This is a genomic window from Luteolibacter sp. SL250 (genome assembly GCF_026625605.1).
GTDB lineage: Bacteria > Verrucomicrobiota > Verrucomicrobiia > Verrucomicrobiales > Akkermansiaceae > Luteolibacter.
This window is the reverse complement of record NZ_CP113054.1, coordinates 1,339,596-1,359,596: the sequence shown is the minus strand read 5'-3', so window position 1 is coordinate 1,359,596 and position 20,001 is coordinate 1,339,596. Positions and strand designations below refer to the sequence as shown.

Here is a 20,001-nt window from a genome sequence, read left to right as displayed (position 1 = left end):
AAGAAGGGGCGGAAGGGCACGCTGAACGGCGAATCCGCAGCCCCCGGAGTCTTCCTCCCTTCACGTCAACGTTCGATGTTGGACGTTCGGTGTTCGATGTTCCCCACCTCCGTCATCTCCCTTTCCAGCCACACCTCGAACGCGGAGTGGTCCTTCAGATCGTATTGCCATGACCGGAAGCCCATCGCCTTTCCGGTGGCGATGTTGTCCGGCAGGTCGTCGATGTAGAGGGTCTGCTCCGGGACCAGACCGTAGGCGGCGATGGCGTGTTCGTAGATCGCCGGGTCCGGCTTGATGAACCCGGTCTCAAAGGACATGACCGCGCCGTGGAAGATGGAGAAGCCGGGGAAGGCCTCGAAAATCCACGGGCTGTGGATGGGGTTGATGTTGGAGAACAGGACCAGCCGGTGCCCATCCTCCGCCAGCTTCCGCGCGCACTCCCACATGGGGCCGTTGGGCGTGAAAATGTTCCGCCACGCGTGGAGGAATTCGTCATGGGTGGCGGTGCTCTCCATCACGCCCAGCGCCCAGGTGATGTAGGTTTCCGTATCCAGCTTTCCGGCCTCGAAGTCATCCTTCCGCTCAATCAGCCGCGCGAGCCGCACCTTCGCATCAACGGTGCCTTCCGGCAGCAGGGTGGCGAGCGAGGTCTCAAAGTCGAAGTCCAACAGCACGCGGCCGATGTCGAAGAGGAAAGTCATGGAGTGTCTTTGGCGGAGATCCTGCCGAGGATGAACTTCGCGGCGGTGATGGAGCCGGAGTTCCGGTCATGGCGGGTGACGCTGCGCTTCATGGTCCGCCAGCCTGCGGCGTCCCGCTCCAGCATGCAGGTCACGGCGGCGGTGAGATGCTCCGGCGTTTCCGCCAGTTTCCCACAGCCGATGGACTCCAGCAACCGCAGGTTCCCTTCCTCCTGCCCGGGGACCAGGTGGTGGATGAGCATCGGGCAATGCGCGGCGATGGCTTCGTGGACCGTGGCTCCGCCCGCCTTTCCCACCACCAGGTGGTGGCGGTTCAGCAGCTTGGTCACGCGGCGCGTCCAGCCGACGAGCTTCACCCGGCCGGGATACTCCTGCCGGATCTGGAGCGCCCGCGGCAGCAACAGGGAAACGTATTTCCCCATGACGATGGTCAGGTGCACGGACGGATTCGCGTCCAGCAGCGCGCGGCTGTGGCGGCGGATGAACGGCTTTTTCCCCGTCGGGAAATAGAGGATGCGGAACGGATCACAGCAATCGGAATTCCCCACCGGCGGGATCTCCGCGAAGTCCGGATGCACCGGAAAGCCGGTGACCTCGATTTTTTCTGCAGGGAGGGACGCGGGGGCGGCGGTCATCACGGCCTTGGTCGCCGGGTCGGTGACGATCCAGTGGTCCGTCGGCGCGCGCAGCCAGGTGGCGTTCACTTCCAGCGAGTCCGTCACCACGGTGAAGACCGGCACCTGCCCGCCATACTGGCGGAACGTCCGCGCGATGAAGTAGGGATACACCGGATAGGTGCTGACGATGGCGTCCGGCTTGAAATCCTCGATGAGGTTGGTGAGGTAGCGTTCCGGCTTCCGCATCAGCGGGAGGGACTGCTTGTTGAAGTCGGACTTGTCCGTGGAGCGGTAGATGCGCTCCCACACCTTCGGAAAATGGGTGGTGATGTAGCGGTAGCCGCGCTCGATGAGGCGGGTGGAGTGCGGGGCCGCCAGCATGCACGGGTCGCACACCTTCACCTCAGCCCCCGCCTGGGTGAGTGCCAGCCCCAGATTCCGGGCCGCGCTGTTGTGCCCTTCCCCGAAGGCGGCGGTGACGATGAGCAGGCGCGGGGATGCTGGCATGACGGAAATCCGGCGGTGTTTTAATGCCCCCACCCGCCCTCCGTCGATGGCAAACCGGAAGGAAAAACCGGTCCGCCTTTCCGGCCCTTCCGGGAAAATTTTCGCGTTTTTCGGCGCACTCCGGATTTCCGCCACATCCACAGCTTGTATGAACCCACTCCCGCCTCTCCTGGCACTCGCCGTCTCGGCTTCCTCCGCCTACTCGGCGATCATCATCGGCAACCTCGCCGCTCCGACCACCGTCAACGTCACCGGATCGAGCAACGTCACCAGTATCAACTACACCCCATACTCCGCTGGACCTCCCGTGGTGAATGCCGCCTACAATGCAAAGGCGGTTGGCTTCACCATGGGGACGACTGACTATACGGTGGACTCCATCACTCTCCGCCTGAGCGGGGTGGGCAACACCGGCACGGATGCCCCCCTGATCAGCATCTACACCGCCAACGCCGGGAAAACCGCGCCGTCCACACTGGTGGGCACTTTCACGAACCCGAACTTCACCACCACCGCGATCACGAACTGGGTGTTCACCCCGGCGTCCGGCATCACCCTGGTGGCGGGGACCTCTTACTTCATCACGGTGCAGCAGACGAACACCGTCGGCTCAGATCTCAACTTCGTATGGGAAAACGGCGGCACGTTGACGGACAACACCAACACCGTCCCCACAGGCGTGGGTGCGACCCAGGACACCGCCAGATTCGGCGGAGGCCCCGCCGCATCCGCCATCAACTCCCTGTCCTCCCGCCATAACTGGTACCAGTTGGATGGGACGGCCGTTCCGGAGCCCGCATCCGCGCTCTTCGCGGGACTGGGTGCCATCCTCTTCGGGGGCCGCCGTCGCAGGGGCTGAATCCACTCCCCGGCCCTCCCGGCATGGCAGGCGGTTCCTGGCCATGCCGGCTCCTCCGGAGGCGGAGGACACCCGGACCGGACCTCCGGAATCCATTCTTCCGCAGTGGATGCGGAAAATTCCGGCCCTTGATGCCGTATGGCGTTGCTGCCAACCTCCCGCGTCTTGAGCCAGTCCACCTCCACCACCCGTCCGGAAAACCCGCGCCATCCGGCAGCCCGCTTCCTGCCCGTCCTTGGCGGCATCTCCATTTTCCTGACCTACCAATTCTACCGGTCGGTGGAGCGCCTGACGAACCGCGCGGACGCGATGGACACGAAGTTCAGCGCCATCGCGAAGGAAGATTTCATGGGCTTCCTCATCGGGCAGAACGCGCTCATGCTCATCGCCTACGTCATCCTGGCGGTTCTGGGTACCCTGCTGCTGCAGCCGTTCCTGTCCTGGGTGTGCGGAAAGCTGCCCGTCCGCCGGTGGTGGATCGCCGCCATCCTGGCCTGGGGCCTCACCGTGCTGCTGCATGACCACTATTTCACCGTCCGCATGGTGGAATCGAAGCCCTACTTCCTGCCGGACGCCGGAGGGAACTGGTACAGCGGCTCCATCGGACTGCTCCCCACCGCCATCCGCCGTGTGTTCGACATCGGCTTTTTCACCATCCTGCCGCTGCTGGTGGCCGCCGTGGCCCTGTTCTGGCAGATCCACCGCTGGGGCCGCCGTGGCTGGCTCATCGCCGGTCCGGTGGTGGTGCTGCCGCTCGGCATCTTCGGCGTGAAAACCGCCATCGACTCCATTTCACGGGACAACGCCTCTTCCCAAAAAACGCCGAACATCCTCATCATCGGCTCCGACTCCCTCCGCGGGGACCGCCTGGGAGTTGCCGGTTACCGGCCACGGCGCACGGATGGCCCGGCCGCGGCCGGTGTTTCCCCCACCATCGACGCGCTCGCGGCCCGCTCGGTGAATTTCACCACCTGCTATGCCCCCATCGGCTCCACCCTGGAGTCCGGGACTTCCTTCATGTCCGCCCAGTATCCACACACCCACGGATTGCGGCACATGTTCCCGAACCGGCAGGCGATCAAGGACGCGCGGTCCCGCACGGTCCCCATGGCGTCCCTGCTGCGGAAGAAAGGCTACGACACCGCCGCCATCGGCGACTGGTGCGCGGGCTACTATGAACTGATGCCGCTGGGCTTCGAACACATCTCCGTTTCCAGCTTCGACAGCTTCAAGGTGTACATGAGCCAGGCGGTGGTCATGGCCCATCCCGTCATCGCCATCTACTTCGACAATGCGCTGGGCTACCGCCTCTACCCGCAGATCAACTCCTTCGCCAGCTTCGTCACCCCGGAGGTGGTCACCAACCGGGTGAGGAAGCGGCTGGATGAGGTCGCCTCGAACGGCAAGCCGTTCTTCTGGCACGTTTTCTACTCCTGCACCCATCTCCCCTACCAGAGCAAGGAGCCCTACGCGAGCATGTTCATCGATCCGGACTACGACGGACCGAACAAGAAGGCCTTCCCGTTCAATGTCGATGATTTCGCCAGCAAACCGAACCTGGAGGAAATCTTCGCCGCCGCACCGGCCAAGGACATCGCCCACATCAACGCCGTCTATGACGGATGCGTGCGCCAGTTCGACGACTGCGTGAAGGACATCCTGGAAGCGTTGGAGAAAAACGGCCTCGCGGAGAACACCATCGTCATCGTCACCGGCGACCACGGGGATGATCTCTACGATCCCGGCACCACGCTGCTGCACGGCCAGGGCTTCAACGGCGGCCTCCACGCCAGCCATGTGCCGATGATCGTCCACGTGCCCGGCGTGGCCGCCCGGTCCATCGGGGAAACCGTGCGCCTCATCGATGTGATGCCCACCCTCGCGGACCTGACCGGAGTGGAGAAACCAACGGAGTGGGAGGGTCTCAGCTTCGCGGGCTGGATCACCGGCAAGTCCACCCCGGAATGGCGGCCATTCTATGGCGAGACCGGCTTCCCCTTCATGCAGCCGAAGGTCGCTGGCATCGTGCGCCCCCCTCTTCACCCGCTCGACCAGATGACGACGTATGATCCGTCCTTCAACTACCAGTTCGTCCTGAAACCGGAGTATGAGGAATCGCTTGTCACCGCAAAGCAGCGGTGTCTCCGCACCCGATACTGGAAAGTCGTCTGCACTCCCGCCGCGGACGGCAGCCGCCACTTCGGCCTCTTCCACATGCAGTCGGACCCCCACGGCAGGACGGACCTCGCCACGGCCCGGCCGGAGGTCGCCGCACCGCTCCAGGCCGCCCTCACCCGCTGGATCGACCAACACCACGAATCCTCCATCGCTGAGATTTTTCCCGGAGGGGAGCCTGAATGAGCATGGGCGGGTAACCCATCACAGTTTTACAAACCCCGGGTAATCCGCTATCCCATCATCAGGAATGCGAGATGAACCCATTACGACATCCACTGATGTGCTGCTGGCTGAAATGGATGTCCGTATCCAGAAGGAGAACCGCCGCCTTCTGACAAATCTGATCGCGTGGGCGGAAATATTCGATGCATTGGGATGGAATGTGGCGCTGGCACTTCCCGGACGAGTGGCGCTGCTGAATGCGAGGGCGGAGCGATGGGCGTCCGGAAAACACCCCGCATCCGCCATGGACTGGGATGATATCACGGCACGGCTGGAGGCGTCCCCTCCAGCCCGCAGGCTGGCCGGCACAGCCAGGGTGCATATCTGGGCGGATGGTCCATGCCCTGCGGAACCGCAGCCCGCGCAACCGTTCACCAGAAGGGAAGCGGAGGTGCTGGACTGGCTGAGGGAAGGAAAAACCGGACCGGAGATCGCCATCATCCTCGGATGCGGCCAACGGACGGTGGAAAGCCATGTCCTGCGCATCTACAGGAAGCTGGGGGTGAGCAAGAGGGCGGACCTGATGTTCCAGAGCGGAAAGGAGACCCTCTGATGCCGGTGGCGGAACGTTTCGGGGAGATCCGCATGTCGGATCTGCGGGCGATCCGCAGGCTCACCGGGCAGTTGATGGAGGCGGAGGATCTTCCCACCCTCGGGCGGGAGCTGATCCAGGGAACATTGAAGATCCTGCCAGCGGATTTCATGCTGTGGAACCTCTGGACCCTGGAGATGGACCAGGTGCTCGCCATGGAGTCGAACAACGCCCACTGCCAGCGGGTGCTGGAATGCCATGGCAATGAACTGGCGGCGACCATCCACCATCACCCGGTGATCGCCGCAGGACATCTCGACAACGCGATGCTCCGCCCGCAACGGATGTCCGACTATGAATCCGACACCGCATTCCTCGACAATCCGCTCTACCGGGAAGTTTACCGGCATGTGGATTCCCGCCATCAGATGGCATACGATGCGATCCGCCTTGAAGACTCCCGGGTGGTCCTGAGCTGGAACCGGCGGGACCGGGATTTCACGCACCGGGAGATGCAGTTGTTGCATGTGGTAGGCCTGCAGGTGGCCGCGTTGAGCCGCCGTCTGGAAGACCGCCGCCACCTGCGCCGGACATGGGATGATCTGGCCGGTGCGCTGGGTCTGCATGCCGCGGGCAACGAGTCTCCACCCCTCGGGCGGAATGATGGTTACATCCTTTCCGCCATGATCCGCGGAACGTCCCGCGCGCAGATCGCCGGGGCGCTGCACTGGAGGCGGGACACGCTTGACCGCCACCTGGGCATCCTGCGGGAGAAGATGGGTTATGAAAACATGGCGCAGCTCCAACAGGCGCTGGCGGATCTGAGGTTTCCGGCGCGCGGTGCCCGGCAAGGCGGAGAATGAGGATCTCCGTAGTTTCGGGGATATACGGGAACGGCTCTGGCGGAGGATGCTCCCACTGAGTCAGGAAGGGGCACACGTCCCTCCACCGAGATCCCCCGTCCTCCATGATCCGCCCTGCGGCAAACAATCTGAAAGCCCTGCTCGTCCCCATCGCTGATGCCATGGGGAAACCGGATTTTTCGGACCGTGAAAGACAGGTGTTTGATCGGCTCAGGCGGGGCCTCGGGCGGAAGTCGATCGCCCGCGAGCTGGGGGTCACTCCGGGCTGCATCGCCGGGTATTGCCGCTCCATCTGCCGCAAGCTGGGCATCTCCGATCCGCCACCTCCCGCGCAACTCTCCCGGCAAGCCAACATCCCACTCCCATGAACTGTATCCCTTCACGCCCATCCTCCGGCCACACCCTGTTCCATCGCATGCGCCATCTTCCCCAGGTGATCGCATCCGCCATCCTCACCATGCTCCCTGCCGTCGCCCCGGCGGTGGTGGTCCCGGTGGCGGATGTCTGGCATCTGACCGGCTATGAGTTCGAGGCGACGTCGAGCCCGGCTTCCGCGGACGCGGAGCCGGTTTCCGGCACGGCCACCCTCACTGAGAAAGTCGCCGGCACCACTTATACCCTCACGTTCGACCTGTTCGGAGAAGAGGAGTCGTTCGACCTGACGCTGACCGGCGACCGGTTGGTCGGCTCATCCACCGTGAATGTCGGCGGCGGTGTGACGGAGTTCTGGAAAATGACGCTCAAGATCGTCGATCAGAACACCATCCTGCTGAGTGATATCTTCACGACGGTGGCCAGCGGAGGCCCCTACCCGGCGGAGCCACTTTCGTTCGACGCGGTGGGTGGTGTCCTGACGCGCGCACCGCTCCCAACGGCCAACCCGACCGCCTGGGCGGGAACCTTTCCGACGCGTTCCGCGCTGAACTTCGGCACCGACGCCGGGTCCCGCGGGATCGAAGAGGAGACCGGGGATGAAATCGAAGCGTTCACCCTGGTTGCGGCGGGAGGAGGAACCTACCAGGTCTTCATCGATGGGGAGGAGGACCTGGAACTGGACGTCTCGGGCAACATCCTCACCTTTGAGGAGAGTGATGAAGATGACTACGTGATGTTCGAAGACGCCAACTGGCGGGTGGAGGCAACCATGTTTTCCGACCGTGTTTATGTCCACCAGCTTGGTGGTGGGAGGATCCTGGTGATCGGCAACGGGATGGAGGCGGCGAAGTCGATCTTCAAGGCAACGTCCGCACAGAGGAACTTTCTCGACTGGGCGGACCTCTATCTGGAGATCGCCGGCGGACCGGCTCCGGTCACGTATTCCACATGGGCTTCGTCCCTCGGACTGACAGGCGGAAATGCGGATGCAAACGCGAAGCCATCCGCCGACGGGCTGCCGAATCTGGTGCGCTACGCGATGAACCTGGACAACTCCTCCGCCCCCGGAGAACTCCCGGCGTCCGGGATCGCCAAAGTCGGCGGCGTGGACCATATCACCCTGGCGTTCAGCCTGCGCGACCTCATGCCGGGCGTGAAGCTGGAGGTCCAGCAAAGCACCGACCTCGCCGCCAACGGCTGGAGCCCGGTTCCCCAGGCAAACGTCGCGCCGATTGCCGACAGCGATCCGGCGACAACGCGCTACCGCGTGGCGGTACCTCTGGCGGGAGAGCCGCGCCGTTTCCTCCGGCTGAAGGCGACCGAGACCCCTTGATAGGCGCGCAGGCCAAAACTCTCCAAAACACCATAACAACCAAACCATTGCGGCGGTTTCCATCCGCCATGCCTCCTGGTTCATCCGGAGTCCCGGCACCCACCCGTGCTCCATCCTCTGTGGTGCCGGAGGAGATCCGGATTCGCCAGTGACAGTTCATTATTTCCATCCGGTGGATGGGAGGATGAAAGGGGCATGGCGGACGCGAGCCGCCGCAATGGTTTGCCGGGAAGCAGGAGCAACCCCATTCCCGGGTTACCCAATTATCCCTTGGGCGGACGGATTGCCGCTTGAGTTCCGCCTCCGACCGTATGACGCTCGCCCCGCTTCATGAAACTCTCCTTCCTGCTGCCCGCCGCCCTGTTCGTCCTCGCCACCGCCCACGCGGAGGTGCCGAAGCCTTTCGCCGGCCTTTTCGAGAAGGACGTCCCGGTCCGGGGCCAGATCGGCGTGCCGATGCCGCCGCCGGAGATCAACAAATACATCGCGAAGGTGGAGGCCGCCGCGGAAAAGGACATCAAGTGGTTCAAGGAATACAGCGCGCAGCAGAAGGCCAACGCTCCGCTGCCCTATCACGAGAAACTCGGTCTGACGAAGGAAGAGTATGACGACTACCTGAAGCTCTGGTCCCAGCGTGAGTTCAAACCCATCACGGAAGATGTGATGCTCCTGCTCCGCCAGAAAGGACCGGACACCTGGTCCCTCACCGCGACAGGTGCGGCCGCCCCGATTTCCATCATCAACTACAACGCCAAGGACGACACGTTCCAGTCCGCCAACGGCAAGCTCGTCCGCGGCGAGGACATCGACGCCGGGGAGCAGAGCATCCTCGGCAAATGGAGCGGCGCGGAGTGGAAGTTCGAGGAAGAAAGTTCCTTCGGCAAAACGCGTGAGAACATCGCCTACGGCCGCTATGCCGACGGCAAGTTCGGCTTGGTCGTCTATCGCTTCGTGGAAGTGTCCAGCGAGGGCACGCGACTGGCGGACAAGAGCATCGCCATCCGCTTTCCGCTGGGCAAAGGCGCCGCCCCGGCAACGACACCGGCTCCCGCACCGTCCACGAAAGCAACTCCGAAGGCCGCACCGAAGAAGAAGTGATCCATGGATGAGGTAGCCCCAACAGGCGTCCGTCGCCGGGGCCCGCGCCGCTGGTTGCGGCGGCTTTTGATCCTGGTGGTGGCATTTCCTCCGGCCGCATTTGGTCTCAGCAACCTCGCGCTGGGCAGCCCATGGGCGCGCGGCTGGCTCTCCCGCAAGATCCAAACAAGGACCACCCTGACAACCTCCATCGACGGAGCGTCCTGGTCACCTTGGAACGGGGTGACATTCCGCGGCATCACGATGCAACAGCCGGAGCCGCTCCGTGAACTCATCAAGGAGCCGCTGGTCCGCATCCCGCAGCTCCGTGTCCGCCCGGTCTGGAAGACGGTCTTCACCAAAGAGCCCGACCTCCGCGGCATCTCCCTGGAGTCGCCGCGGATCGTCCTGCCCGTCGAAATCCTTTCCTTTCTTGCCACTCCGGCCACGCCTCCCGTGGCGATGAACCCACCTGCGGCGGAAACCCATCCCGTCCTGCCGGCCGGAGACCTGCTGGCGTCCCACCCCGCAGCGGACACGCCCCTTCCTGCCCGTGAAGCGGAAAACACCCCACGGCAATCTGAAGAACCCACCGTGGCCGCCACGCCCCCTGTCACTCCATCTCCCTCCGGAGGATCTGCGGCTCCCCCCGCCACGGCCTCCCCCCCCCGGACGGATGGGGGCACCCCGCATTCCACCGAAGGCCAGCCACCATCCAGCCCTGCCACCTCACGGAAGGAGCCCGCATCCACCGCTCCTGCCGCGGCTCCCCCACCATCCATCCCAACGGATTTCATCCACCTCCAGAACGCTTCCTTCACGCTGGTGATGGCGGGCACGGAGACCGGGATTCTGGAAAGCTCCGGCATCACCGGAAAGATCCCCATCGCGGGAGATCCCGGCACCTCCACCCTCACCATCGGCTCGCTGAAATCCTTCGACAGCGTGCTGATGACGAAACGGGACCTGAGCCTGGCGTGGCGTGCGCCGGTGATCACGATGGCTCCGTTTGACGAGCAGGTCGGCGGATTCGCAACGCGCTTCACCTGCCAGCTTGCGATGGTTCCCGGCATCCCCATCGCGTTCGCGGCGACCGCCCCCAACCAGGAGGTGAAGTCCCTGGCACTGCCCGGCGACGCCGTGATGAAAGCACCCGGAGCATCCGCGGATCTCCGCTTCCGCGGCCAGTTGCTGTTCCCTTCGACCTGGGAGGCGGCATTCTCCACCCGCGCGACGAAGCCCTCCGTCACCTCCAACGGCCAGGAAACCAAGTTCGACGAAGCCAGGAGCGTGACCGTGCTGCGCCGCGGCGCGCTGTCCGTCATGGATGCCCGGATCATCGGCGACCAGCTTTCGATGCTGGGAAATGCGACCATCCTTTCCAACGGCAGCACTGCGGGGGTGCTGCGCATCGTCGCTCCGCCGGAAACCACCATCGGCATCGTGAATCGCTTCTTCCCCGGCCTGCAGGCGCCACCGGCCTTCAGCTCCATGTCCACCCCGCAGCGCGCCGCGCTCGACATCGAGGCGTCCGGCAGCCTCGGTGACATCCAGATCCGCCTGGGGAAAAACGGCCCGCTCGCCGGCCAACCGAAACCACCCGCCACCGCCACGCCACCATGAGGATCATCGCCGGAAAAGCAGGCCGTCTGGCCATCAAGGTGCCGTCCGCCGTCGCCCGCCCCACCACGGACTTCGTCCGCCAGGCCATCTTCTCCATCCTGGGGGAGCGGAATGAGGACGCGCGCGTGCTGGACCTTTTCGCCGGGTCCGGCGCGCTCGGGCTGGAGGCGCTCAGCCGTGGCGCCGCCTCCTGCGTCTTTGTCGATGAGCACCGGCAGGCCGTCGCCGTCATCACGGAGAACCTGACAAAGTCCCGGCTGGAGGGAGGCCGCGTGGTCCGTGCGGAGGCACAGGCTTTCCTGAAGCGGGACGCCGCCACCTACGACCTTATCTTCGCGGATCCGCCGTACTTCAAGCACGCCGGGGACAAGGACCACGTCACCGCCCTGCTCACCTCCGACTTCCTCGCGCCGCGCCTCGCCCCCGGCGGATCGTTCATCGCGGAGATCTCCTCGAACCAGCGCAGCCCGGAGTCCGCCGCGTGGACGCTGGTGGACCGCCGCGAATACGGCAGCAGCGCCATCCTCCGCTACGAAGCCATTTCCTGAACGCATGCGTTTCTTCATCGCCCTCACGCTCTACCGGCTCCTCCTGCCGCTCCTGTTCATCGCCGCCTTTCCCGGCTGGGTGGTGAAAATGATCCGCCGTGGCGGCTTCGGCACGCGGCTCGGCGAACGCGCCGCCATCTACACCACCCGCCTGGATGACGAGCCGTGCGGGGCGGTCCACGTCCACGCCGTGAGCGTCGGCGAAACGATCATCGCGCTGAAGCTCATCCGCGAGTGGCGCAAGGCCGCGCCGGACCGGAAGTTCGTGCTGGCGACGGGCACCGCCACCGGCCACGCGGTCGCAACGGGAGCGGGATTGGAAAACCTGCGCGTCACGTATTCCCCGCTCGATTTCCCGTGGATGGTCCGCCGCTACCTCAACCGCTTCGAGCCCGCGCGCATCGTCCTCATTGAGGGTGAGGCGTGGCCGCACCTGCTGCGCCTCTGCCGCAGGCGCGCCATCCCCGTGCATCTGGTGAATGCCCGGCTCTCCCCGCGCTCCGCCGGCCGCTATGGCAAGGCCCGCGACTGGGTGCGCCCGCTTTTCTCCATGCTGGAAGGCGTGGCCGTGCAGGAGAAGGAAGACATCGCCATCTGGGAAAACCTCGGTGTGCCTGCGGAAAAGATCCGCCACACCGGCAGCATCAAGTTCGACCCCGGCAGCGGCGCCCACCCCGCACGGCGGCCCGAGTTCACGGCCTTGCTGGATGCCTTCGGCCCGTGCAGGCCCGCCGTCATGGCTGCCAGCACCCACATCGGTGAGGAAGCGTGGATCGCGGAGGCCATCCGCGCCGCCGGTGACGGTGTGCTCCCCGTCATCGTCCCCCGCCACGCGGAACGCCGCGCGGAGGTGAAGGCGGATCTGGAGAAGGCGGGGTTTGTGGTTTCCCTGCGCTCATCGTTCGTCCCGCCTGCGGATGCGGCGAGCGCCTGCTTCGTCATCGACTCCACCGGCGAGCTGCGCGACTGGACGGCGCATGCGGACGTCGTCGTCATCGGCAAAAGCTTCTTGTCCACAGGCGGCCAGAACCCCGCCGAAGCCATCCTCGCGCGCAAGCCGCTCATCGTCGGTCCACACATGGAGAACTTCGAGCCGCTCATCAGCCACGTCATCGCGGCGGGCGGTGCGCTGCAGGCCGCCGACCAGACCGCCCTCACCGCCGCCATCCGCACCGCGCTCGATCCCGCATCGCGCGAACGCCTCACCAACTCCGCCGCCGGTGTGCTGGCCGTGCATGAGGGCGCGACCGCACGCGTCGTTTCGTGGTTGGAATGACCGCGTTGGTGATCGCCGCATCGGCCGGAAATGGCCGCTTTCCAACCCCGCAATGGGTCCGGATTTGATGCAAAGCGGAGTTTGTCATTTCAAAACGAGCCGTTAAGCTTGTTGCTGTGACCGATCCCGCGCCCGATCCACTCCAAGGTTTGCTTTCCAATTTCGCCCTCGGCCCGTCCTGGGCGCGTGACGCTGGAAAGCCTGCCCGAGCACCGAAATCCGATGACGCCAAGGACGAACGTCCGCCGCGGCGGGACGACCGTCGCGATGACCGTCAGCAGGGATTCCGTGACCGTGACCAGCGTGGTGACGGGCGCAGGAATTTCCGCGATGACCGTGGTGGCGGCGGCGGCGGTGGTGGCAGACGGCCCTATCAGGATCGCCGTGGCGGCCCTCCGCAGCGTGAGGACATCGCCCCCGCACCGGGCGTGCGCGTCACCATCTCCCCGGACGCACAGGCCGTCCATCTCATCGGCAAGGAAGTCCACCAGGTCGCACGTGTTTATCCTCTCTTCGATGTCGCGCAGATTCTCCTCGCCGAGCGTGCACGGCTCAAGGCCGTGTTCGAGACGGAGGAGTCCAAGCCCGCGTTCTTCGCCGGCAAGCTGGATGAGTCGCTTTTCCTGACCCGCGAGGAAGCCCTGCGCCACCTGTGGCAGTCGGATCTCCGCTCCCAGCTCCTGGAAGAGGAAACCGTCGAAGTGGAGCCGCCTACCGGAAACTTCCAGTCCGTCGCCCGCTGCGGCCTGAGCGGCGAATGGCTGGGACCGCCGAATTTCCACTCCTACCAGACCAACCTCCGCCGCCTGCACCGCGAGCGGTTTTCCAACATGCCGTTCGAGGCCTACTCCGCGAAGGTCCGCACCGAGCGCGGCGAAGAGGCCGTCAACGCCTGGCTGGAAACCACCAAGCAGAAGATCCGCTGGCGGCTGAAGGACGCCGGCGGGGAAACCCCGTGGATCGACGACCGCGGCGATGCCGAGCGTGCCCTTTCCATGACCGCCTTTGACAAGGCGTTCCGCGAAACGCGCAAGGCGGAAGTCTCCGCCGCCATCCCCGGCAAGAACCTCTCGCCCGCGCTGCTCGCCTCGCTCCGCATCGCCGGCAGCCACGCCCGCAAGCATCCCGCCATCCTCATCCCTGCCGTGTGCCGCGCCCTGGAGGCTGAGCACCTGCCCGTCTTCAAGCGCCAGGGCAAGCTCCACACCGGCCCCGCGCGTCCGCACGCGCTCGCTGCGGATGCCGTGCTCGCGGAACGCCCCGGCAAGATGGTCGCGTGGATCCGCGAGAACAAGCCGGCCAAGCTCGCCGGTCTCTGGGAGTCCGTCCTGCCCGAAGGCAGCACCGCCCCGCCCGCCGAATACGCCGCCGATCTCTTCTGGCTCCTCCAGCAGGGCCACATCCTCCTCTACACCGACGACACCCTCGTCGTGCAGGAGGTCCGCGAGCCCACCCCGCCCAAGGAACCGAAGAAGAAAAAGGCCAAAGGCCCGAAGGCACCGAAAGCCGAGGGAGAAGCCGGTGCCCAAGCCGCCGGTGCTGCTTCTGCCGCCGACACCGCAGAAGCCGCTGGGGCATCCGCCTCCGCCGATGAGGAAGCCGCTCCGGAAGCCGAAGAACTTCTTCAGGAACCCGTCGCCCTCGAAACGCCCGAAGTCGCCGAAGCGGAGCAATCCGCCCTCGACTCCGCCGAACCGGAAGCCTCCGCCGAAGAAGCCAGCGGCACGGAAGGCGACGGTGAAAAGCTCCCCGACTCCGACTTTGCCGAGCCTTCCGAGGCCCCACAGCAACCCGAGCCGGAGAACACCGCCGAAGCCCTCCCGGACTCCGACTTCACCGAGCCATCCGAAGCCCCGCAACAGCCGGAGCCCGAGAGTGACGACAGCGAGAAGCTCCCGGACGCCGACTTCGCCGAACCCTCCGAGGAGCCCCAGAAGCCTGAATAAACGGACGGACTCCCAACTTTTGAAAGCAGGGGTTGACGCAACCCCCACGCTATGGTTCAAACCCCTCGACCCGGTTTCAGGAACGATGGCTGAGTGGTCGAAAGCACTCCCTTGCTAAGGGAACGTACGGGTAACCGTACCGAGGGTTCGAATCCCTCTCGTTCCGCCACTTTCCGAGAGACGAACTTTTCAGTTCTCTTTCAAATCCCAGATTCCCCCACGTTGCGGGGCTACAGCCGCTTTCCCGGCTCTCTCTGTTCCACCGGAAAGCAATTCCCGCCCTCGGATTCCCTCGCTTTACGCCCGGTTCTCTCAAACGATTTAGGTGCGTAGTTCACTTTCGGATATTTTGGAATGAAGAGAGGCGTTTCGAAGCCTCCAGGTGCTTGTGCACTTTTACTCCGCGCCACATTAACGACCGTATATGTGTGAACGTGAACGGCAAGTTTGTGGCGTATTATCGAGTTTCGACAGCCAAGCAGGGACAAAGCGGCCTTGGATTAGAGGCTCAGAAGTCAGCAGTGGAGAAGTACCTCAACGGTGGAAATTGGGAGCTGGTAGGAGAGTTCGTGGAGGTAGAGAGCGGTAAGCGAAAGAACCGCCCTCAGTTGAATGCTGCCCTCGCCCTTTCAAAAAAGCGAAAGGCGACTCTCATCATCGCTAAGTTGGATCGACTTGCCCGGAATCTTCACTTCATCTCCGGGCTGATGGAGGCGCGTATTGAGTTTCTAGCGGTCGATAATCCGACGGCAAACCGCCTTACCGTCCAAAACCTTGCCGCTGTGGCGGAGGAAGAGGCTCGCGCTATTTCCTCGCGGACGAAGGCAGCGCTTGCCAGCGCCAAGGCCCGGGGAGTGATTCTTGGAAAGAACGGCAGCAAGTTGGGAGCGGAAAACCGCGAGCGAGCGTTTGTCGCTGCGGAAAGCCTTAGGCCTACGATCCAAGAGCTGAGAAAAGCCGGAGTCACTTCCGTCCGGGAAATCACCGCTGCTTTGAATCGACTGAAGATACCAACTCCACAGGGAAGGGACTGGCACACCACTTCTATCCATCGCCTTCTGAAACGTTTAGGTTCTTAGAGGACTAGTGCTAGTTCCCAAGGCTCCGCTATCGCTCTTGCTTCGTGACGTCGGGATAAGCGCCATCACCCGTAGGACAACACCATGGATTTATCGACTCCTGATTCCGCTTCATCACAATCGGCGATATGAAGCTGGCGCTACGAAATATCCAGAGAGGGAGATTTGAAGAGATTAGACCCCTAAGATCCGACGAGATCGAACAGCACAAGGAGTTCACAAAGGGCGTGTCGGAGGCGAGGAATCGCCTCTCGCTGTTCCGAATGTTGGAAGCCAATTACAGACAACTTCGGGACTACCTCGATACGCTGCTTTGCAAAACGGCGGAAGAAGACGCGAATTCAGGAGAGGAGATAGAACGCTTGATTCTAAACTATCTGACCTTCGCCTATTCGATTCAAGAGCACTTCAAAGTCTCACTTCGTCGCCGATTCAAGAAGGATACGGCGAAATTGGATCAGTATGAAGCGTTCCTCACCAAATTATGTGGAGCGTGCAAGCCCTTTGCGTTCGTGCTTGATTTTAGAGGATATGTCCAGCATGTGGGATTAGCTGTCGGGCACTTTAATCGGCAAGTAACGGACACCTCTGTTACCATAAAAATTACAACCGATCCTGCGCGTTTATGCCGGGAGAGCAAAGACTGGAAGCGATCTGGTCTCAAATCAACTGATCCTACGATTGACTTGGTTTCGACGCTTAGAGAGTTCCATATTCAGATGCTTCAGAGCTACGGTAGCTACGTCGCCACGACTTTCTATCCCGAGTTGGTGCCCGCTTCCGAATTCTATGATGCCCTGACTAAAGAGGCAAAAGAAAGAGATCCAGATTCTACGATGGTATTTATCGTTGAAGAGCCAATCGTCGTTCGGGAAGCCGGTGGAAAAATCTCCGCCAACATCAAACTTTTGTTGCCTCCCAATTCGCTTTTCCACGAACTCGGGATTCTAAGGCCAAAGAACGTTCCTAAAGCGTGATGTGCGACTTGGTGGCTGCGTGCTAACGAGGGTGGAATTCACCCGCTGCCTTTTCCGACAAGGTGAAATGCGAGAATGTGAGTTCATTCAGCGCGAATTCAAGCGCCAAGCGCAATGAGGGGCTTGATTCCACGGACTAGAGCATTTTAAATAAATCCGTAGCCGCAGTGGGCGAACCAATGGGCGGCGTCCTTTTGGGTGACGCGGGACAACGCGTCGCCGATTGCCAGGAGAAGCGCTTCATTGGTGCGCGCTTCGGCTTTGCGGAGGAGTGCTTTGACTTTGCTCCACATCAGTTCGATCGGATTGAGATCCGGAGAATAAGCCGGAAGGAATCTCACCTTCACGCCTGCTTCCTCCAGCAGGTTGAGGGCCTCACGATCCTTATGGGCGCTGAGATTGTCCATTACGAGGATATCCCCCGGTGCGAGCGTGGGCAGCAGGATCTCGCGGACGTAAGTCCGGAACACCTCCGCGTTGAGGGCTCCTTCAACCGTCATACAGGCGGTGCTGCCGTCCTGCCGGATCGAACCGATCATCGTCGTGGTCCTCCAACGGCCGCACGGGGCGCTGGCATGAAGGCGTTTTCCGCGCGGAGAGCGGCCGCGCAAACGGGTCATATTCGTTTTCGCCGCCGATTCGTCGAGGAAGACGAGGCGGGAAGGTTCAAATCCTCCTTGGATTTTGCGCCAGATCCGGCGGCTGCGGGCGACGTCCGGCCGGGATTGCTCGGCGGCGCGGAGCGTCTTTTTTTATATGTCAGCCCCATGTCAGCCAGCACGTAATGGATGGCCTGGATGGTGCATTCCAGACCGAGGCGGGCGCGGATCTCCTCAAGGGTGAGATCGGGTTGATCAGCCAGGAGGAGGCGCATCTCACGGCGGTGGGAATCGAGGATGATGGGTTTGCGGCCGCTGCGGTGATGGAGCGGGGAGATGTCGCCGAGACGGCTCCGCTGCTGGAGCAGCTTTTTGACCATGCCCAGTGACACTTCAAAGCGGCTGGCCACCTGTCCGCGGCTGACATCGCCACGATCATAAGCCTTGAGGATGCGCTGCCGGAGATCGACCGAGATCGTTGCCATAAGGCAAGGATAGCAACAAATCCTGAAACGGCTACAATATTATTTAAAATGCTCTAATCTAAAATCGTAAATCTGTCGTGATTGGGGCGAGCAAGAGACTTCACCTCCTCTTGGCTGGCGAAAATCAACGTCGACATTTCTTCGATTGAATAACCGAGGTCATCTTTGAAATGCCGGAATACCTTGGTCAGTAGTTTCGGCTTCTCGGTTGGAATACTTTCTTCGTAGGGCTCCTGCTTGCTGTAGCCGCTCTTGCTCAACTCTGCCCGCATGTAACGATAATATCGTTCATTGACAGCAGAAATCCTCTTTGCGTGCTGAAGAATGGCAGCCATAGATACCTTCCATTTTAATTTTAGGCGAGCCAGCTTCTCAAGATTGAGGGGATACAAAGATGGCTTGATCTCCTTTTCAGGCATCAAGAATTCACCTGCGAATGTGAAGGCTTCCTCGTCCATATTCGGCCTTACGCAGCCTCGATGCATGATCACATGCCCAAATTCGTGACCCAGAGTAAGACGACGCCGATCAGACGGAAACGCTTTGTTGATAAAAATAATGGGCACGTTTGCTCCAGAAAGAATCGCAAATCCATCAATTTGGAGCGTCCCAAAGTCGAGAAATCTGACGATGCAACCGCACCGTTCCACAACCTCTACCAAGTCTTCGATGGGGCCAGGTGGTAGTTGCAGAAATCTTCTAATTTCTTGGGCTATCTGCTTTGGACCTCCTATGTATTCATCGGGATTACAAAACGGCGGATCAGAAAAATCCAAGGAAGAACTCTCTACCAGCTGATTGATCTGAAGACGTTCGATGTTCATTCTCGAATCGGCCTTTTTTAGGAGCTTTTTCGTCAGCGATGCTTTTTTCCGGAAATGCCCTTCTAATGTGAGCGGGAATCCCGGAAATTGGCAAAAGAAGGTTACCGGCCTTTTAAAGATCCGCGACAGCTTTTCCAGTGTTTCATCGGACGCAGGTATCAAATCTTCCTCTAATTTCGACACACTGCCTTGGCTGACCTTGAGTTCTTCTGCAAGTTCAGCCTGAGTCATCTCGGCGTAATCCCGAGCCAGGGTAAGCATCTTCGGATTGAAGCGCTTAGGCGAATTTGATGTCGCGTTGTCTTGGGTCATGGGAATCGTACAAATCGTGGCTCCACTCGATAATGTTTCCTGAGCGGTAAACGGCAAATATTCCGTTGATCGCAGCACCGGCAGGATCGGGAACGTAACCGATTTCGACCCTTGGGAGAGCGGCGGGAATCCCTCGGAGGGGTTCCTGCGCGTTAAAGCGACGGGACGCCTGTGTTGGGTAATTGCGACTCTTCAATTTTTCGTCCAACTTCTTGAAGATAAAAATGACCTTGTTCTGATAGACAAAAAGATCTCGATGGTTTGCAGCACAGAAAACGAGGTCTTCATCACAACCGTCCTTCTTCAGTCTGTCGACCATGTGACAATTAATGATGTTTGCGACTACACGGCTGTTGTGGGCATCAGCCACCATGCTGTAAGATCTCGCATAATCACCAAATCCACCTTCCGTGGCCGTGCGAAGTTTCAGCAACACTTCAGACGGGACTGCGGAAAGAAACTGTTCCTCGGTCGTCATGGCGGCAGCTTGGTCCTATTGTGCCGCGACCGTCAATCCTTTTGGTAAATATTCCTAAAAATATTCCAAGCCCACAGGTAATCGCTTCCTCCCATGGCGATGATTTTGACGACGTTGTCCAAAATCGTTGGGGCGAAGCATGTGAAATTCTGGATCTCTGATCGTTTGGAAATTCTGAGAATAGGCATCTAGAGGGGATCGCGGCAAATCACGGCCATGCCTCCCATTATTGGGGGAGTGTCCCCGAAACCGCCTCCAAGCAGTTCTTGTAGAGATCTAACAGACCCTTTTTCGGGTCTTTCATGCGCTCTGCCAGATTCGCATTTTCAGAGATTAGGATTTTCATTAAATCAAGTGCGACACGTTCCTTTGAATCGCCTGTGATGATCGAGTTTGTGGTGCTTCCCATAAGACCGATCTCAACAGGTTTCAGCGATCGTGTCCATTCCCGGCTAGATTTGTAGCACCTACTTGTAATACTCACTCCGGTTCTTCGATCGTAAGTCACTAATCCTTAGGGCGAAATGGCATCATTTAACGAATCCCTCCCTGTCTAGCAGCTTTTTGCTCGAACACCGGGGAAGAAGGTC

The 20,001-nt window shown here is 61.5% G+C and carries 19 protein-coding genes and 1 tRNA gene; 14 read left to right on the top strand and 6 right to left on the bottom strand.

The window, feature by feature from the left end; all coding sequences use genetic code 11:
- Positions 1-65 precede the first annotated feature (65 nt).
- Positions 66-701 (bottom strand): HAD family hydrolase, encoded by a 636-nt coding sequence (locus OVA24_RS05985; RefSeq protein WP_267674281.1) that lies wholly within the window; start codon positions 699-701, stop codon positions 66-68.
- Positions 698-1,825, bottom strand: coding sequence for an MGDG synthase family glycosyltransferase (locus OVA24_RS05980; protein ID WP_267674280.1), 1,128 nt, complete (start codon positions 1,823-1,825; stop codon positions 698-700). Before OVA24_RS05980 ends, OVA24_RS05985 begins: the two co-directional genes overlap by 4 nt.
- 148 nt (positions 1,826-1,973) lie before the next feature.
- Here OVA24_RS05980 and OVA24_RS05975 point away from each other — a divergent pair, with 148 nt between their 5' ends.
- The 14 genes from OVA24_RS05975 to OVA24_RS05910 all read left to right on the top strand — a co-directional run bounded on the left by OVA24_RS05975 (position 1,974) and on the right by OVA24_RS05910 (position 16,713).
- On the top strand, positions 1,974-2,684 hold the full coding sequence (locus OVA24_RS05975; RefSeq protein ID WP_267674279.1) for a PEP-CTERM sorting domain-containing protein: 711 nt from the start codon (positions 1,974-1,976) through the stop codon (positions 2,682-2,684).
- Positions 2,685-2,849: 165 nt separating this feature from the next.
- Positions 2,850-5,045 (top strand): sulfatase family protein, encoded by a 2,196-nt coding sequence (locus OVA24_RS05970; RefSeq protein WP_267674278.1) that lies wholly within the window; start codon positions 2,850-2,852, stop codon positions 5,043-5,045.
- A 64-nt stretch (positions 5,046-5,109) separates the two neighbouring features.
- Positions 5,110-5,637: a helix-turn-helix transcriptional regulator gene (locus tag OVA24_RS05965; RefSeq protein WP_267674277.1), complete on the top strand. Its 528-nt coding sequence runs from the start codon at positions 5,110-5,112 to the stop codon at positions 5,635-5,637.
- Between the two features lie 5 nt (positions 5,638-5,642).
- A complete protein-coding gene (locus OVA24_RS05960) occupies positions 5,643-6,479 on the top strand; it encodes a hypothetical protein (RefSeq protein ID WP_267674276.1) in 837 nt (278 codons plus the stop codon).
- Between the two features lie 104 nt (positions 6,480-6,583).
- Entirely contained in the window at positions 6,584-6,847 is a 264-nt protein-coding gene (locus OVA24_RS05955) for a LuxR C-terminal-related transcriptional regulator (protein WP_267674275.1), read from the top strand.
- On the top strand, positions 6,844-8,187 hold the full coding sequence (locus OVA24_RS05950) for a hypothetical protein (protein WP_267674274.1): 1,344 nt from the start codon (positions 6,844-6,846) through the stop codon (positions 8,185-8,187). Before OVA24_RS05955 ends, OVA24_RS05950 begins: the two co-directional genes overlap by 4 nt.
- A 330-nt stretch (positions 8,188-8,517) precedes the next feature.
- Positions 8,518-9,285 (top strand): hypothetical protein, encoded by a 768-nt coding sequence (locus tag OVA24_RS05945; protein WP_267674273.1) that lies wholly within the window; start codon positions 8,518-8,520, stop codon positions 9,283-9,285.
- 78 nt (positions 9,286-9,363) lie between these two features.
- The gene (locus tag OVA24_RS05940; protein ID WP_267674272.1) at positions 9,364-10,887 is read left to right on the top strand and encodes a hypothetical protein; all 1,524 of its coding nucleotides are present in this window, start codon (positions 9,364-9,366) and stop codon (positions 10,885-10,887) included.
- On the top strand, positions 10,884-11,435 hold the full coding sequence (gene rsmD, locus OVA24_RS05935; protein WP_267674271.1) for a 16S rRNA (guanine(966)-N(2))-methyltransferase RsmD: 552 nt from the start codon (positions 10,884-10,886) through the stop codon (positions 11,433-11,435). The genes OVA24_RS05940 and rsmD overlap by 4 nt, the downstream gene beginning before the upstream one ends.
- 4 nt (positions 11,436-11,439) lie before the next feature.
- The gene (locus OVA24_RS05930) at positions 11,440-12,711 is read left to right on the top strand and encodes a 3-deoxy-D-manno-octulosonic acid transferase (protein ID WP_267674270.1); all 1,272 of its coding nucleotides are present in this window, start codon (positions 11,440-11,442) and stop codon (positions 12,709-12,711) included.
- A gap of 149 nt (positions 12,712-12,860) precedes the next feature.
- Positions 12,861-14,657: a hypothetical protein gene (locus tag OVA24_RS05925; RefSeq protein WP_267674269.1), complete on the top strand. Its 1,797-nt coding sequence runs from the start codon at positions 12,861-12,863 to the stop codon at positions 14,655-14,657.
- Between the two features lie 79 nt (positions 14,658-14,736).
- Positions 14,737-14,826, top strand: a tRNA-Ser gene (locus OVA24_RS05920).
- A gap of 265 nt (positions 14,827-15,091) precedes the next feature.
- Positions 15,092-15,736 (top strand): recombinase family protein, encoded by a 645-nt coding sequence (locus tag OVA24_RS05915; protein ID WP_345783433.1) that lies wholly within the window; start codon positions 15,092-15,094, stop codon positions 15,734-15,736.
- Between the two features lie 128 nt (positions 15,737-15,864).
- Entirely contained in the window at positions 15,865-16,713 is an 849-nt protein-coding gene (locus tag OVA24_RS05910; RefSeq protein ID WP_267674267.1) for a hypothetical protein, read from the top strand.
- 146 nt (positions 16,714-16,859) lie between these two features.
- Here OVA24_RS05910 and OVA24_RS05905 read toward each other — a convergent pair whose 3' ends face one another.
- The 4 genes from OVA24_RS05905 to OVA24_RS05890 are packed head-to-tail and all read right to left on the bottom strand — an operon-like array spanning position 16,860 to position 19,411.
- On the bottom strand, positions 16,860-17,396 hold the full coding sequence (locus OVA24_RS05905; RefSeq protein WP_267675274.1) for an IS630 family transposase: 537 nt from the start codon (positions 17,394-17,396) through the stop codon (positions 16,860-16,862).
- Positions 17,330-17,797, bottom strand: a complete 468-nt coding sequence (locus tag OVA24_RS05900) for a hypothetical protein (protein ID WP_267670548.1) — start codon at positions 17,795-17,797, stop codon at positions 17,330-17,332. The genes OVA24_RS05905 and OVA24_RS05900 overlap by 67 nt, the downstream gene beginning before the upstream one ends.
- Positions 17,798-17,850: 53 nt before the next feature.
- Positions 17,851-18,933: an XRE family transcriptional regulator gene (locus OVA24_RS05895; protein ID WP_267674266.1), complete on the bottom strand. Its 1,083-nt coding sequence runs from the start codon at positions 18,931-18,933 to the stop codon at positions 17,851-17,853.
- Positions 18,899-19,411, bottom strand: a complete 513-nt coding sequence (locus OVA24_RS05890; RefSeq protein ID WP_267674265.1) for a hypothetical protein — start codon at positions 19,409-19,411, stop codon at positions 18,899-18,901. The genes OVA24_RS05895 and OVA24_RS05890 overlap by 35 nt, the downstream gene beginning before the upstream one ends.
- Positions 19,412-20,001 lie beyond the last annotated feature (590 nt).

Excerpts from the sequence above, each read along its gene's own strand:
- OVA24_RS05930 (WP_267674270.1), top strand. The coding sequence starts at position 11,440 with ATGCGTTTCTTCATCGCCCTCACGCTCTACCGGCTCCTCCTGCCGCTC.
- OVA24_RS05910 (WP_267674267.1), top strand. The coding sequence starts at position 15,865 with ATGAAGCTGGCGCTACGAAATATCCAGAGAGGGAGATTTGAAGAGATT.
- OVA24_RS05895 (WP_267674266.1), bottom strand. The coding sequence starts at position 18,933 with ATGACCCAAGACAACGCGACATCAAATTCGCCTAAGCGCTTCAATCCG.
- OVA24_RS05890 (WP_267674265.1), bottom strand. The coding sequence starts at position 19,411 with ATGACGACCGAGGAACAGTTTCTTTCCGCAGTCCCGTCTGAAGTGTTG.
- OVA24_RS05900 (WP_267670548.1), bottom strand. The coding sequence starts at position 17,797 with ATGGCAACGATCTCGGTCGATCTCCGGCAGCGCATCCTCAAGGCTTAT.
- OVA24_RS05965 (WP_267674277.1), top strand. The coding sequence starts at position 5,110 with ATGCGAGATGAACCCATTACGACATCCACTGATGTGCTGCTGGCTGAA.
- OVA24_RS05955 (WP_267674275.1), top strand. The coding sequence starts at position 6,584 with ATGATCCGCCCTGCGGCAAACAATCTGAAAGCCCTGCTCGTCCCCATC.
- OVA24_RS05985 (WP_267674281.1), bottom strand. The coding sequence starts at position 701 with ATGACTTTCCTCTTCGACATCGGCCGCGTGCTGTTGGACTTCGACTTT.
- OVA24_RS05975 (WP_267674279.1), top strand. The coding sequence starts at position 1,974 with ATGAACCCACTCCCGCCTCTCCTGGCACTCGCCGTCTCGGCTTCCTCC.
- OVA24_RS05945 (WP_267674273.1), top strand. The coding sequence starts at position 8,518 with ATGAAACTCTCCTTCCTGCTGCCCGCCGCCCTGTTCGTCCTCGCCACC.
- rsmD (WP_267674271.1), top strand. The coding sequence starts at position 10,884 with ATGAGGATCATCGCCGGAAAAGCAGGCCGTCTGGCCATCAAGGTGCCG.
- OVA24_RS05950 (WP_267674274.1), top strand. The coding sequence starts at position 6,844 with ATGAACTGTATCCCTTCACGCCCATCCTCCGGCCACACCCTGTTCCAT.
- OVA24_RS05980 (WP_267674280.1), bottom strand. The coding sequence starts at position 1,825 with ATGCCAGCATCCCCGCGCCTGCTCATCGTCACCGCCGCCTTCGGGGAA.